The following is a 12,994-nucleotide window of genomic DNA, read 5'->3' on the forward strand; positions in this document are numbered from 1 at the left end:
CGTCAACCACAGAGGAGCTCGCCGTTTTCGCTGGATACACGAACCAGCCAACCGGACAGATCGTCCGGGCCGGTCTGCAAGTCGACCAGTAGATCGACTGCACAGCGGATTGCCTCCGACCGGGCGGCATCAAGGCTCGGCATCCTGGACGGAGGTATCCGTCGGATGGCCTCTCCGTCGCGATATTCAAAGATATACGCATCACCAATCCCGTCACTTGCCGCCGTGACGGCAAGCTCATCAAAATTGCCGTTGCTATTCGCATCATAGTCGTTAGCGGCAAGGCCGAACGTAGCAGTCTGAACCAGGATCGCCTTGGCGCGAGTTAGCACGTCTTCCTCGCTCTTTCCGTCGGAACCAGCCATGTCCACGATGACACATTCACTGCCCTCACCGTGGAACATGACGCGACGGACCGACCGACCATCTAGGGCCGCGGCATTCGTGACTTCGGTTCGAATGATTTGCACGGCGGACTCCTGTCTTCCTCACAAAATCGGGGCCGACCGCAGCCAAGCCCTATTTGATCTTCAATCCTGATGCTCCGGCATCTCTTTGAGCTGATCCTTCGTCCATGTGGTGACCGCGTGAACATCGCCGGCCTCGTCACGCATGAAGTCCAACTGGTTGGCAGGCACAGCAACAGGTTTTGCCCCCATGCCGAGGAAGCCGCCCACATCGATGACGACCTGGCTGCCGTGCAGATGGGAGACCGTCCCGACCTTCTCGTCGTCGGCGGCGTAGATGGTCGCGCCGTCGAGTATCTCGGAGGTCAACTCATTGCCGGAAAGGCGTACGTGGTTGGTGTGATCCATGGCTGCATCTCCTGTTGTGTGGAACTGTTGCAACCTGCGACACGACGAACAGTTCCGCGTGGATCGGTGCCGCGTCACAAAATTCGGAGGCAGACCTCCATTCTGAGGTCTCGGTCAGCGCCGATGCGTTTCAAGCGCAGCTGAACCAGCGGATCGCTCGGCATCCGGCATGAACCACTTCATCGCCGCAGGCTAAAATCCAACCTGCCAACTCAACGGCGCGCTGAAAAAGCGTTCATACCCTTCTTGATGGCCTTGCGAGCTTCCGCAGCATTTTGCCAACCCTTGAACTTGATGGTTTTGCCGGTCCCAAGCACCGACGAGGCAAAGAACTGCTCGATTTCACGTCGCAAATCCTCTCGAACGTAATCCGCTGCAACGAGTTCGTCGGGAGCATCCTCCCTATGCGGACAGAAGACATAACGGTCGTTGCGCAGGACCTCGCCGCCTTCGTCCTTCTGCTTGACGCGCAAGGCACCTAGCAGGTTGCATTTGATCACCACGCCGGGGGCTGTTGCTGCCTGATGGATGACAAGCCCGTCGAGAGGATCACCATCTTCACCCAACGTCGAAGGGATAAAGCCCCAATCGTAAGGATACATCATTCCAACCGGCAAGGGACGGACATAGCCGAACATCTGCGTTTCCGGGTCGAAAGCCAGTTTCGCCGTCGCGCCACGTGGAGTTTCGATGATCACTCTAATGAGGCCCTTCGTGGTTGCCGGCAGCTTCAGAAAATTGGGCATCCAGGTGCCTCGTCTCGGTTAAGCCCCCATCTTCGCGAGATTCCGTTGCTATTCGCATGGCACGGCGGCAGGCGATGGAACTTCACAACGCAAAAAATGTTCCGAAGAAGAAAGCCCTTCAGGAGAGTCCAGGCATGACAAAAGCTTCTCTGCACCTACTGAAGGGGGTAGGCTATTTGATCTCTACCGCGAGCGTAATCCTGCTCGCCATCGTGAGTTGGTCAAGCGCTTCGGAAAGCGCTTTGCTCACCGCCTGCTTGATTGGCGGCGCAGCGTTCTCCATCGTTGGAATGTTCTGCCGCTGGCTGACATACCAAATTGAAAAGCACCGGAGCGGCGAGTAGAAGACCGAAAGCATCCCTCATGCTGGGGACCATGATCAAGCCGGCGTACAGGATCGGCCGGCATCGCCGCGTGTCCAACAACTATTGCAGGTCGGCGACCAGAGCGCATCTTGTTCAAACGATTGGCTTGCCGCAGGGGGCATGCGCCGGTAACCCCATCGCTTGCAACGATGGGGATCGAAGCGCTTTCTACGCCGCCATCACGATTTCATTGAAGGCATCGAGGTCGACATAGAAGACCTTGGTGATTTCCTCGATCAGCTCGTCGTAGTCGTACCCCTGGGACCTCAATATGTTGATGGCGGTGATGATGTCGACGCGCTCCGTAAGCCGCCGCTTCTGGTAATCTTCGACATAGCGTTCCATGGCTGTCCCTTGGCCTGTGTGCCCAAACGCGTTGAACGACAAACAGATCGCAGGAGGGAAGCTAGGGAGCCTTGCTTGCGTGGAACTTGCCGGCTGGAGCCTGCACCTTCCCCTGATCTGCAACCAACCAGACTGATACGGGAAGCGGCCGACTCACCAAGGCCAAATAAAGACTAACACGCCATGGTCGACGTGCCAGAGTTGCGCAGGGGTCTTTGAAGAAAGATTGGGGCGCCACCGCGCGGGTGACGACCAGACGGACTACACCGTCAGGAATTTGCGAACGTCCGCCCTGTCGAGATCTTCCGCCGGACCAGTGTGGACGATCAGCCCCCGGTCCATGATGTTCACCTCGTCGGCGAGTTCGCGACAGAAATCGAGATACTGTTCGACCAGCAGCACGGCAATGCCGGCCTGGTCGCGCAAATAGCGGATGGCACGGCCGATATCCTTGATGATCGACGGCTGGATGCCTTCCGTCGGCTCGTCGAGCACCAGCAGTTTCGGCCGCATCACCAATGCCCTGCCAATAGCGAGCTGCTGCTGCTGACCGCCGGAAAGGTCACCACCACGGCGACCCAGCATCTGCTTCAGGACTGGAAACAGCTCGAAGACATGGGCGGGCACATTTCGGTCGGCCCGTTTCAGCGGCGCGAAGCCTGATTCGAGGTTCTCCCGCACCGTGAGCAGCGGAAAGATCTCCCTGCCCTGCGGTACGAATGCGATGCCCGACCGGGCGCGGTCATACGCCGCGCTCCGGTCGAGCGCCTTCCCCTCGAAGGCAACACTTCCGCTCGTCAGCCGATGGTGGCCAACGATCGATCTCATCAAACTGGTCTTGCCGACGCCGTTGCGGCCGAGCACGCAGGTGATCTTGCCGGCACCCGCCTTCAGCGACACGCCACGCAGCGCCTGGGCGGCGCCGTAGTGAAGCGTGGCGTTCGAAACTTCGAGCATGTCAGCGCCTTCTCCAGAACCTGAGGAAGGACAAATCGAAGCGATGGAATTGAACCCGCCACACCATGCTCATCTCCCCAGATAGACTTCGACGACGCGCTCGTCGGCCGAAACGAAATCGAGCGTGCCCTCGGACAGTACCGCGCCCTCGTGCAGGCAAGTGACCTTGACGCCGAGCTCGCGAACGAAATGCATGTCGTGCTCGACGACGATGACCGAATGGTCGCGTGCAATGTCCTTGAGCAGCCGTGCGGTTTCCTCGGTCTCGGCATCGGTCATGCCGGCAACCGGCTCGTCGACCAGAAGCAGCTTCGGGTCCTGCGCCAGGAGCATGCCGATCTCCAGCCACTGCTTTTGGCCGTGGCTGAGATTGGTCGCCAGTTCGTCGCGCTTGTCGCCAACCCGGATGATGCCGAGGATGTCGTCGATCTGCCGCGCCTCCGCGGCCGAGCGCCGGTGGAACAGCGCCGGAAAGATCGAGCGCGGCCCCTTAAGCGCCAGCATCAGGTTCTCCTCGATCGTGTGGCTCTCGAAGACGGTCGGCTTCTGGAATTTGCGGCCGATGCCCATCATGGCGATCTCGGCTTCGTCGTGCTTGGTCAGGTCGACCTGGCCGTCGAAGAACACCTCGCCCTCGTCGGGCCGTGTCTTGCCGGTGACGATGTCCATCATCGTCGTCTTGCCGGCGCCGTTGGGGCCGATGATGGCGCGCATCTCACCCTTGTCGAGCACCAGCGACAAATTGTTGATGGCGCGAAAACCGTCGAACGAGACCGAGACGCCGTCGAGGTAAAGGATGGTGTTGCTCTTCGACATGGCCCCTTACTCCGCCGGCTGTGGTTCGGGGTTGGACGAGGACCATTCGCCCGGTGTTCTTGCCGCTGCCCGGACGATCTTCGGTGGCGCCGGGTCGACATAAGTGCCGGCTTCTTCGGCGGCAGATGCCGCCCGCAACGCCCTGGCGTTGCCGCGCCAGGAATCCCACATGCCGATGATGCCCTTGGGCAAGAGCAGCGTGACTGCGACGAACAGGCCGCCCAGCGCAAACAGCCAGAATTCCGGCAACACACCGGTGAACCAGGATTTGCCGGCATTGACGAGCAAAGCACCGACGATCGGTCCGACAATGGTGCCGCGACCGCCGACGGCCGCCCAGATCACCACCTCGATCGAATTGGACGGTTCGAATTCGCCGGGGTTGATGATGCCGACCTGCGGCACGTAGAGCGCGCCGGCTATGCCGGCCATGACGGCCGAGACCGTGAAAGCGAACAGTTTGACGTTCTCGGCCCGCCAGCCGAGGAAGCGCGTGCGGCTCTCGGCGTCACGCACCGCCATCAGCAGCTTGCCGTATTTGGAGCCGACGATTGCCCAGGTTACGAAGACAGCAAGTGCGAGCATCACCGCGCTGGCAGCGAACAGCGCCGAGCGCGTCGCGTCGGCCTGCACGTTGAACCCTAGAATATCCTTGAAATCGGTCAGGCCGTTGTTACCGCCGAAGCCCATGTCGTTGCGGAAAAAGGCGAGCAGCAGCGCATAGGTCATCGCCTGGGTGATGATCGAGAGATAGACGCCGGTGACGCGGCTGCGGAAGGCGAACCAGCCGAAGACGAAGGCGAGCAGGCCGGGCACGGCCAGCACCATGATCGCGGCGACCCAGAAATGGTCGAAGCCGTACCAGAACCACGGCAATTCCTTATAGTTCAGGAACACCATGAAGTCCGGCAGGATGGGGTTGCCATAGACGCCGCGCGAGCCGATCTGGCGCATCAGATACATGCCCATCGCATAGCCGCCGAGCGCGAAGAAGGCGCCATGGCCAAGCGAGAGAATGCCGCAATAGCCCCAGACGAGGTCGAGCGCCAAGGCAAGCAGCGCATAGCAGAGATATTTGCCGGTCAGTGCGACGATGTAGGACGGGACATAGAAGGCACTCGTCGGCGATACGACGAGATTAAGCAGCGGCACGATGATGGCCACCGCCAGCAGCATGAAGATGGTGATGGCGATGCGTCGGTCCGCGCCCGCGGCAAAGAAGCGTCCGGTGATCATGCTTCCACCGCCCTGCCTTTGAGCGCGAACAGGCCGCGCGGGCGCTTCTGGATGAACAGGATGATCAGCACCAGCACGACGATCTTGCCAAGCACTGCGCCGGCATAAGGCTCGAGGAACTTGTTGACGATGCCGAGCGAGAAGGCGCCGACCAGCGTGCCCCACAGATTGCCGACACCGCCGAAGACGACGACCATGAAGCTGTCGATGATGTAGCCGCGGCCGAGATTGGGCGAGACGTTGTCGATCTGGCTGAGCGCGACACCGGCGATACCGGCAATGCCGGATCCGAGCGCGAAGGTCAGCGCGTCGACCCATGGCGTCCTGATCCCCATCGAAGAGGCCATGCGCCGGTTGGCGGTGACGGCGCGCATCTGCAGCCCCCAGGGCGTGCGCTTCATCACATAGAGCAGCACCGCGAAGACGCTGAGCGCGAAAACCAGGATCCACAGCCGGTTCCAGGTGATCGCCAGCTGTCCGACGTTGAACGAGCCCGACATCCACGACGGATTGCCGACCTCCTGGTTGGTCGGCCCGAATATGCTGCGCACCGCCTGCTGCAGGATCAGCGAGACGCCCCACGTCGCCAGCAGCGTTTCCAACGGCCGGCCGTAGAGGAAGCGGATGACGCCGCGCTCGATGGCAAGGCCGACGAGCGCGGCGACCAGGAAGGCGAGCGGCAGGGCGATTACCAGCGACCAGTCGAACAGGCTGGGAAAGGATGTGCGGATCACCTGCTGGACGACGAAGGTGGTGTAGGCGCCGAGCATGACCATCTCGCCATGCGCCATGTTGATGACGCCCATGACGCCGAAGGTGATGGCAAGCCCGATCGCGGCGAGCAGCAAGACCGAGCCCAGCGAAATGCCGTACCAGATGTTCTGGCCGGCATCCCAGAACGCCAGCGTCGAATTGATGTTGCGAATAGCCGCTGTCGCCGCTTCCTTGACCGCGTCCGGGGCGTTCGCCTCGACCGAGGTGAGCAGCGAAACCGCATCGCGGTCGCCCCGTGCGCCGATCAGCGCGATTGCGGCGAGCTTGTCGGCATCCGGCCGGTCGGAGACCAGGACGGAGGCGGCGCGGGCCTGTTCGAGCAGGGCCTTGACGCTTGCCACGGTCTCCTTGGCGATCGCTGCGTCGAGCGGCTCGATGTTTGCGGCATCGGGCGTCTTGAACATGGTGTCGGCGGCGGCGCCCCGCACGGCCGGGTCCTTGGCGCCAAGCGTCAACGTGCCGAGCGCATCGCGGATGACGCGGCGCAGCGTGTTGTTGACCTTGATCTTGGCGATGTCGTCCTTGGCGGCGTCAGCCGACTTCTCGCCGCTTAGCGGGTCGAGCAGCTCAACGCTGTCGCCAGTCTCCTTGCCGACAAAGACCAGGGAATCGGCCTTGCGGATATAGAGATTGCCGTCGGCAAGTGCCGCAAGCGGCCGTTCGACGGCCGGGTCGCCTGTTGCCGCCAGTTCGTGAACGACAGCCCCTGTCTCCGAAAAGCCCTTGGCCGTCGCGAATTTGGCGATGATGCCACGCAGATCGGCTTCGCTTGCACCCGATGACGACAGCGTCGCCAGCAGGACCAGCAGTGTCAGGCCAATCGCACGGAACAGGTTCATTGGCTTCAGGCAGCTCCTGAAAGGTTGATTTCGCGCCCGGGCGGACTGGAGGACGAAGCCCGCCCGGAGCGCTTGGGGGGCACGGACCTGAAGGTCCAGCCCCGGGGAGGATCAGTTTGTGCCCTTGCCGCCGCACTTGCCGGTGGCGACATTGAAGTTGCCGCAGGACAGTGGCGCGCGCCAATCGGAGATCAGGTCCTTGGAGTCAGGCAGGTAGTCGGACCACTCGTCGCCCATCACCAGACCTGGCGTGCGCGAAACCGTCTCGAACTGGCCATCGGCCTGGATTTCACCGATCAGCACCGGCTTGGTGATGTGGTGGTTCGGCATCATCGTCGAGTAGCCGCCGGTCAGGTTCGGGACCGAAACGCCGATCATGGCGTCGATGACCTTGTCCGGATCGGTGGTGCCGGCCTTCTCGACGGCCTTCACCCACATGTTGAAGCCGATATAGTGGGCTTCCATCGGGTCGTTGGTGGTGCGCTTGTCGTTCTTGATGAACTTGTGCCAGTCGGCGATGAACTTCTTGTTCTCGGGCGTGTCAACGCTCTCGAAATAGTTCCAGGCGGCGAGATGGCCGACCAGCGGCGCGGTGTCGAGACCGGCAAGTTCTTCCTCGCCGACCGAGAAGGCCATAACCGGAATGTCCTCGGCCTTGATGCCCTGGTTGCCGAGTTCCTTGTAGAACGGCACGTTGGCGTCGCCGTTGACGGTCGAGACCACGGCGGTCTTCTTGCCGGCCGAGCCGAATTTCTTGATGGCCGAAACTTCGGTCTGCCAGTCGGAGAAGCCGAACGGCGTGTAGTTGACCATGATGTCTTCCGCCGCGACGCCCTTGGCCTTCAGGTAGGCCTCGAGGATCTTGTTGGTGGTGCGCGGATAGACGTAGTCGGTGCCTTCGAGCACCCAGCGCTTCACCGAACCGCCGTCTTCGCTCATTAGATAGTCGACCGCCGGGATTGCCTGCTGGTTCGGAGCGGCACCCGTGTAGAACACGTTGCGCTCGCTTTCCTCGCCCTCATACTGGACGGGATAGAACAGAATGTTGTCGAGCTCGGAGAACACCGGCAGCACCGATTTGCGCGACACCGAGGTCCAGCAGCCGAACACCGCCGCGACCTTGTCCTTGGAGATCAGCTCGCGCGCCTTCTCGGCGAACAGCGGCCAGTTGGAAGCAGGGTCGACGACGACGGCTTCGAGCTTCTTGCCGAGCAGGCCGCCCTTGGCGTTCTGTTCGTCGATGAGCATCAGCATGGCGTCCTTCAACGTCGTCTCCGAAATCGCCATGGTCCCCGACAGCGAATGGAGAATGCCGACCTTGATCGTGTCGTCAGCCGCCTTGGCGGGCACGGACATCAACAGGCCTGCCGCGACCACGCTCGCCGAAAACATTTTTGTAATTGTCGAGAAATTACCCCTCATGCCTAACACTCCCAAGCTGGTTGATTGCACCGCAACACTACGATGCAACCCCCATGCCAATCGCCAAGGTGGTGCCGATGAAGGGATGATAATGCAATATTATCAATTGCTTGATATATTAGAGTTCTGCAAACAAAGAGAGCCGGTTAAAAATTGATTGAGAGAAAATTGCGCAACGCGCAGGGCTTTTGCCTAATTTTCGCCCAATTTGACCACGTGCCTACATTTTGATCGTCAAGCGCGGCACCGCAGACAACAAATGTTGCGGCACAGCGCAAAAATAGGGCAAGCTCGCCGCTCAAGCGAGCACGTCATGGCATACAGAATCTCACGCATTTTCATCGGCATATTGCTTCTTGCGGCGGCGACCGGCACCGCACGAGCCGACTTCAGCGATGGCAAGATGCCGGATGGCACCTATCATTGCGAGGTCTACCTGCTCGGCCTGTTCCTCAATCTCGGCGACATCACCATCAAGGGATACGTCTACAGCGGCCCGGTCACCTTTGGGACCGCCCAGCAGGCTTACAATTATCAGATGGATGCAAACGGCGTGATCTCCTGGCTGGGACCGTTGGGCGGCTACACCGCCGGCGGCAACTCGATCTCGCTGACCCAGGCCACGCTTGACGGCGAGACCCCGCCCTCCTTCGACATCATCATGAAGCAACCCGACGGCGCCTTCACCGCCTCGACCTGCACGAAGAACTGAGACGCCCCATCGAAAAAGGCGCGGAACCTTGTTGGGTTCCGCGCCTGCAGGCGGTCGGGAGGATGCGCTCAGATGGTCTTGGCCGACATCTGCGCAGCGATGTAGTCGGCCTGGCGTATCGCCAGCGACACGATCGTCAGGGTCGGGTTTTCGGCGGCACCCGTCGTGAACTGGCTGCCGTCCGACACGAACAGGTTCTTGATGTCGTGCGCCTGGCCATGCTTGTTGACGACGCCGTCGGCTGCTTTCTCGCTCATCCGGTTGGTGCCGAGATTGTGGGTCGACGGATAGGGCGGCGTCGGGAAGGTGCGCGTGGCGCCGACCGCGGCGTAAAGCGCCGAGGCTTGCTTGTAGGCGTGGTTGCGCATCGCGGTGTCGTTCGGATGATCGTCGAAATGCACGTCGGCGATCGGCATGCCATGCTCGTCCTTCATGTCGGCATGCAGCGTGATGCGGTTCTCCGCGCGCGGCATGTCCTCACCGACGATCCACAGGCCCGCCATATGGTCGTAATGGTCGAGCGCCGTGGTGAACGACCGGCCCCAGCCGCCCGGATCGAGGAAGGCCGCCATGAACGGCAGACCGAGCGACAGCGTCTCGAACTCGTAGCCGCCGACGAAACCGCGCGACGGATCATGGCGCGCCTCGTCGCGGATGATGCCGGCCATGGTGGTACCGCGATACATGTGCACCGGCTTGTCGAAGATGGCATAGACCGATCCGGTGGTGTGGCGCATGTAGTTCTTGCCCACCTGCCCCGACGAATTGGCGAGGCCGTGCGGGAACTTGGCTGATTCGGAATTCAGCAACAGGCGCGGGCTCTCGATGGAGTTGCCGGCAACAGCGACGATGCGGGCCTTCTGTTCCTGCAGCTTGCCGTCCTTGTCGGCATAGACGACGCCGGTCACCTTTCCGCTAGCGTCGTGGTTGATCTTGATCACCATGGCGTTCGGCCTGACCTCGAGATGGCCTGTCGCCTCGCCCTTGGGGATTTCGGTGTAGAGCGTCGACCATTTGGCGCCCCATTTGCAGCCCTGGAAGCAGAACCCTGTCTGTTGGCAGGAATTGCGGTCATCGCGCTGAACCGAGTTTATCGCCATGTTGCCGGTGTGACATTCCTTGTAGCCGACCTTGTCGGCGCCCGCCTTCAGCACCTTGAAGTTGTTGTTGCCCGGCAGTCTCGGCCAGTCGTTGGTGCCGGTCACGCCCATCTTGGCTTCGGCCTTGGCGTAGTAGGGTTCCATCTCGGCCAGCGTGATCGGCCAGTCGAGCAGGTTGGCGCCCTTCAGTTTGCCGTAGGTCGACAGCGTCTTGAACTCATGCTCCTGGAAGCGCAGCGAAGCTCCGGCCCAGTGCGTGGTCGAGCCGCCGACCGACTTGACGATCCAGGCCGGCAGGTTTGGGAAATCCTTGGCCACACGCCAGTCGCCGGACGTGGTGCGTTTGTCCTTCCAGGCGAGCTGGGTGAATGAATCCCACTCGTCGTTGATGAACTCCTCGTATTCGTGGCGTGCGCCGGCCTCCAGGATGACGACATCGACACCCTTCTGGGCAAGTTCGTTGCCGAGCGTGCCGCCGCCGGCGCCCGAGCCGATGATGACGACCACACCGTCGTTTTTGAGATCAAATGAAGCTGCCATGGTTTCCTCCCATGATTTTCTGTTTGCGGGGTCTCGGGACGAAGGGGCTCAGAGCCACTCGATGTCGTTGAAACCGCGCGCGATATAGCCGCCCTTGGAATAGGACTCGCCCTCGTAGCCGAAGATCGGCCATACCTCTTTCTGGTTGTAGAGGCCGACGACGAGACCGCCACGGATGGCCTGGAAGAATGGCGTCGCCTCGATCTGCTTCAGCACCGCGACGCGCTGGTCTTCCCAGCCAAGAGCCCGGTAACCTCCCTCGCCCGACTTCTTGTCGAGATCGGCGATGCCATCTTCGATCATCGCCTTGTGGGCGGCGTCCTTGCCGGCCTGCTCGTCATGGCCCTTCACGGCAATGGCGTAATATTTGTCGGGGACCTGATCGTGCGGATAGATGTCGCGCGCCATCTGGATCAGCGTCGCCATCGTTTCGGGCTTGAGCGCCGATGTCTCGAGGCCCCAGGCATGTTCGGGGCTGATGACGGCGCTGCCCGAAATGACGAGCAAAGCGCCGATGCCACCGCGTTTGAGAAGCTCACGACGTGAAAGTCCAGGCTTCCCGTCATAGATCGTGACCATGTATTCCTCCCTGCTTGCTATTTGCACCCCTTGAGGGTGCCGTTGCTGGCGCCGCGCCTCCCGGTGCGGCTGCGATGTCTCCTATTTGAAGCGGCCTCCGCGTTGCAGAACCTCGATCTTGTAGCCGTCCGGATCTTCGATGAAGAAGAAGCGGGCGATCAGCGAACCGTCGCGGTTGAACTCGACGATCTTTTTGGGATTGAGCCCAAGCGCGCCGAGACGATCATGTTCGCTGTCCAGGTCGACGACCGAGACCGCGAGGTGGCCGTAGCCGTCGCCAAGCACATAGGGCTCCCGCCGCCCCTTGTTCACGGTCAGTTCCACCTCGAACCCTGCCTCGGCATTGCTGAGATAAATGAGCGTGAATGTCTCGAAGTCCAGCCTGTCGGCGACATCGAGCCCGAAGGCATGTCTGTAGAAGTCGACGGATCGGGTCTCCTCGAGAACCCGGATCATGCTGTGAATCGCCTTTGCCAAATCAGTCTCCGCCGTGGTGAACGGAAGCAATTATGGGCGGCGCGGGCAAAAGATGGTGGCAGCCGGTTACCACGCCCAGACTCGTGAAATGTCCCGCCCGCCCCATCAGGGACGAAAGTCCGATTGCCGTACCGGCATTTTTGCCTGAAAGTAGTATTGGGGACGAGCAGTGCGGCAGTGCGGCGCGTCCACCCAAAACCAACAATCATGGGAGGTTTGTCGGATGTGCAGGGTATTTGCGGGCCAGGACCCCGAAGGCTATCGCCAGATCAACCGGTCGATCCGCATTGACGGACATTCGACCAGCATTCAGCTCGAGGCGACATTCTGGGCGCTACTTGACGAGATTGCCGAAAGCCAGGGTCTGACGACGCCGAAATTCATTTCGAAGCTCTATGACGAAGCCATCGAGATCAACGGCGCCATTCCAAACTTCGCGTCGATGCTGCGCACCACCTGCGCCCTCTATCTGCGCGGCCATCGGCCGGGCATGGAGGAGCAGATGGCGCCGAAGCGGCAAGCCGCCTAGACTAGCGTCCCTCTACGGCGACAGCGAGCGCCAACCGGCTCATATCGGTGAAGAGCGTCTGGCGCTCGGAATAGTCGGTTTGTTCGCCGGTGACGATATTGTCTACCACGGTCAGGATCGACAGCGCCCGGGCGCCGAAATAAGCCGCAATGCGATAAAGCGCGGCGGTTTCCATATCCACGGCCAGAGCTCCGGCTGCCTGCGCTTCGACAAAGCGGACACGGCCTTCCGGATGATAGAAGATATCGCTGCAAACCGTCAGGCCTGCGCGGTGGTCGATGCCAAATTCGGCCGCCTTGGCCAAGGCGCGGGCAAGCAGCACCGGATCCGGGCCGGTAACGGCTTCGTAAAGGCCGAAAACCTGACCGCTTTGAGCGCTTTCCGCTCGTGCTGATTGCGAGATGACAAGGCTGCGCAGTTTTGTCTTGGCGGTCAGGCCGCCGCAGGTGCCGGTGCGGATCAATGTCCGGGCACCATAGAAATCCAGCAGCTCATGCGCATAGATCAGAAACGACGAGACGCCGATGCCCGTCGACTGAATGCTGACCGGTTTGCCGCCAAACAATCCGGTGAAGCCAAGGGCGCCCCGCCGGCGATTGATGCAGCGCGGCGCTTCCAGGAATGTTTCCGCCATCCACTCGGCGCGTTGCGGGTCGCCCGGTAGCAACACCGTACCGGCATAGTCGCCCTTGGCTGCCTCGATATGTGGCGTCAACCGCTGCTCCCCCAAGCCCGCTTGCCG

General features: G+C 61.2%; 16 protein-coding genes. 3 read left to right on the forward strand and 13 right to left on the reverse strand.

What is annotated here, in order from left to right; all coding sequences use genetic code 11:
• Window positions 1–2: 2 nt before the first annotated feature.
• The 3 genes from BLS48_RS01420 to BLS48_RS01430 all read right to left on the reverse strand — a co-directional run bounded on the left by BLS48_RS01420 (window position 3) and on the right by BLS48_RS01430 (window position 1,561).
• Window positions 3–470: a DUF6894 family protein gene (locus BLS48_RS01420; RefSeq protein WP_091575008.1), complete on the reverse strand. Its 468-nt coding sequence runs from the start codon at window positions 468–470 to the stop codon at window positions 3–5.
• A 60-nt stretch (window positions 471–530) separates the two neighbouring features.
• Window positions 531–815, reverse strand: coding sequence for a PRC-barrel domain-containing protein (locus BLS48_RS01425; protein ID WP_091575011.1), 285 nt, complete (start codon window positions 813–815; stop codon window positions 531–533).
• Window positions 816–1,027: 212 nt separating this feature from the next.
• On the reverse strand, window positions 1,028–1,561 hold the full coding sequence (locus BLS48_RS01430; protein WP_091575013.1) for an inorganic diphosphatase: 534 nt from the start codon (window positions 1,559–1,561) through the stop codon (window positions 1,028–1,030).
• Window positions 1,562–1,635: 74 nt separating this feature from the next.
• Between BLS48_RS01430 and BLS48_RS01435 the strand changes: the two genes are divergently transcribed.
• On the forward strand, window positions 1,636–1,905 hold the full coding sequence (locus BLS48_RS01435; protein ID WP_143019378.1) for a hypothetical protein: 270 nt from the start codon (window positions 1,636–1,638) through the stop codon (window positions 1,903–1,905).
• Window positions 1,906–2,094: 189 nt separating this feature from the next.
• Here BLS48_RS01435 and BLS48_RS01440 read toward each other — a convergent pair whose 3' ends face one another.
• The 6 genes from BLS48_RS01440 to urtA all read right to left on the reverse strand — a co-directional run bounded on the left by BLS48_RS01440 (window position 2,095) and on the right by urtA (window position 8,315).
• Complete coding sequence (locus BLS48_RS01440; RefSeq protein WP_091575017.1) at window positions 2,095–2,271, reverse strand: hypothetical protein; 177 nt, start codon at window positions 2,269–2,271, stop codon at window positions 2,095–2,097.
• A gap of 261 nt (window positions 2,272–2,532) precedes the next feature.
• On the reverse strand, window positions 2,533–3,228 hold the full coding sequence (gene urtE / locus BLS48_RS01445; protein ID WP_056576776.1) for an urea ABC transporter ATP-binding subunit UrtE: 696 nt from the start codon (window positions 3,226–3,228) through the stop codon (window positions 2,533–2,535).
• 69 nt (window positions 3,229–3,297) lie between these two features.
• Complete coding sequence (gene urtD, locus BLS48_RS01450) at window positions 3,298–4,044, reverse strand: urea ABC transporter ATP-binding protein UrtD (RefSeq protein ID WP_091575020.1); 747 nt, start codon at window positions 4,042–4,044, stop codon at window positions 3,298–3,300.
• 6 nt (window positions 4,045–4,050) lie between these two features.
• Window positions 4,051–5,280 (reverse strand): urea ABC transporter permease subunit UrtC, encoded by a 1,230-nt coding sequence (gene urtC / locus BLS48_RS01455; protein WP_091575021.1) that lies wholly within the window; start codon window positions 5,278–5,280, stop codon window positions 4,051–4,053.
• The gene (urtB, locus tag BLS48_RS01460; protein WP_091575023.1) at window positions 5,277–6,893 is read right to left on the reverse strand and encodes an urea ABC transporter permease subunit UrtB; all 1,617 of its coding nucleotides are present in this window, start codon (window positions 6,891–6,893) and stop codon (window positions 5,277–5,279) included. The genes urtC and urtB overlap by 4 nt, the downstream gene beginning before the upstream one ends.
• A 111-nt stretch (window positions 6,894–7,004) precedes the next feature.
• Complete coding sequence (gene urtA / locus BLS48_RS01465; protein ID WP_091575025.1) at window positions 7,005–8,315, reverse strand: urea ABC transporter substrate-binding protein; 1,311 nt, start codon at window positions 8,313–8,315, stop codon at window positions 7,005–7,007.
• Window positions 8,316–8,628: 313 nt separating this feature from the next.
• On the opposite strand from urtA, the gene BLS48_RS01470 reads away from it, so the two are divergent.
• Window positions 8,629–9,027, forward strand: coding sequence for a hypothetical protein (locus BLS48_RS01470; RefSeq protein WP_091575027.1), 399 nt, complete (start codon window positions 8,629–8,631; stop codon window positions 9,025–9,027).
• Window positions 9,028–9,095: 68 nt separating this feature from the next.
• Here the strand turns inward: BLS48_RS01470 and BLS48_RS01475 are convergent, their stop codons facing one another.
• From BLS48_RS01475 to BLS48_RS01485, 3 genes are all read right to left on the reverse strand, one after another.
• The gene (locus BLS48_RS01475) at window positions 9,096–10,667 is read right to left on the reverse strand and encodes a GMC family oxidoreductase (protein WP_091575029.1); all 1,572 of its coding nucleotides are present in this window, start codon (window positions 10,665–10,667) and stop codon (window positions 9,096–9,098) included.
• Window positions 10,668–10,715: 48 nt separating this feature from the next.
• Window positions 10,716–11,246: a Twin-arginine translocation pathway signal gene (locus BLS48_RS01480; protein WP_091575032.1), complete on the reverse strand. Its 531-nt coding sequence runs from the start codon at window positions 11,244–11,246 to the stop codon at window positions 10,716–10,718.
• Between the two features lie 81 nt (window positions 11,247–11,327).
• Entirely contained in the window at window positions 11,328–11,723 is a 396-nt protein-coding gene (locus tag BLS48_RS01485) for a VOC family protein (protein WP_091575616.1), read from the reverse strand.
• 223 nt (window positions 11,724–11,946) lie between these two features.
• On the opposite strand from BLS48_RS01485, the gene BLS48_RS01490 reads away from it, so the two are divergent.
• On the forward strand, window positions 11,947–12,252 hold the full coding sequence (locus BLS48_RS01490) for a ribbon-helix-helix domain-containing protein (protein WP_091575035.1): 306 nt from the start codon (window positions 11,947–11,949) through the stop codon (window positions 12,250–12,252).
• Between the two features lies 1 nt (window position 12,253).
• On the opposite strand, the gene BLS48_RS01495 is transcribed toward BLS48_RS01490, so the two are convergent.
• The gene (locus BLS48_RS01495; protein WP_091575038.1) at window positions 12,254–12,967 is read right to left on the reverse strand and encodes a purine-nucleoside phosphorylase; all 714 of its coding nucleotides are present in this window, start codon (window positions 12,965–12,967) and stop codon (window positions 12,254–12,256) included.
• Between the last annotated feature and the right edge of the window lie 27 nt (window positions 12,968–12,994).

The organism is Mesorhizobium qingshengii (assembly GCF_900103325.1).
Taxonomy (GTDB): Bacteria; Pseudomonadota; Alphaproteobacteria; order Rhizobiales; family Rhizobiaceae; genus Mesorhizobium; species Mesorhizobium qingshengii.

Bases quoted from the DNA above. Each gene is read 5' to 3' on its own strand.
- BLS48_RS01475 (WP_091575029.1), bottom strand. From the start codon at position 10,667: ATGGCAGCTTCATTTGATCTCAAAAACGACGGTGTGGTCGTCATCATC.
- urtD (WP_091575020.1), bottom strand. From the start codon at position 4,044: ATGTCGAAGAGCAACACCATCCTTTACCTCGACGGCGTCTCGGTCTCG.
- BLS48_RS01440 (WP_091575017.1), bottom strand. From the start codon at position 2,271: ATGGAACGCTATGTCGAAGATTACCAGAAGCGGCGGCTTACGGAGCGC.
- BLS48_RS01430 (WP_091575013.1), bottom strand. From the start codon at position 1,561: ATGCCCAATTTTCTGAAGCTGCCGGCAACCACGAAGGGCCTCATTAGA.
- BLS48_RS01425 (WP_091575011.1), bottom strand. From the start codon at position 815: ATGGATCACACCAACCACGTACGCCTTTCCGGCAATGAGTTGACCTCC.
- urtB (WP_091575023.1), bottom strand. From the start codon at position 6,893: ATGAACCTGTTCCGTGCGATTGGCCTGACACTGCTGGTCCTGCTGGCG.
- urtC (WP_091575021.1), bottom strand. From the start codon at position 5,280: ATGATCACCGGACGCTTCTTTGCCGCGGGCGCGGACCGACGCATCGCC.
- BLS48_RS01435 (WP_143019378.1), top strand. From the start codon at position 1,636: ATGGAACTTCACAACGCAAAAAATGTTCCGAAGAAGAAAGCCCTTCAG.
- BLS48_RS01470 (WP_091575027.1), top strand. From the start codon at position 8,629: ATGGCATACAGAATCTCACGCATTTTCATCGGCATATTGCTTCTTGCG.
- urtA (WP_091575025.1), bottom strand. From the start codon at position 8,315: ATGAGGGGTAATTTCTCGACAATTACAAAAATGTTTTCGGCGAGCGTG.
- BLS48_RS01490 (WP_091575035.1), top strand. From the start codon at position 11,947: ATGTGCAGGGTATTTGCGGGCCAGGACCCCGAAGGCTATCGCCAGATC.
- urtE (WP_056576776.1), bottom strand. From the start codon at position 3,228: ATGCTCGAAGTTTCGAACGCCACGCTTCACTACGGCGCCGCCCAGGCG.
- BLS48_RS01480 (WP_091575032.1), bottom strand. From the start codon at position 11,246: ATGGTCACGATCTATGACGGGAAGCCTGGACTTTCACGTCGTGAGCTT.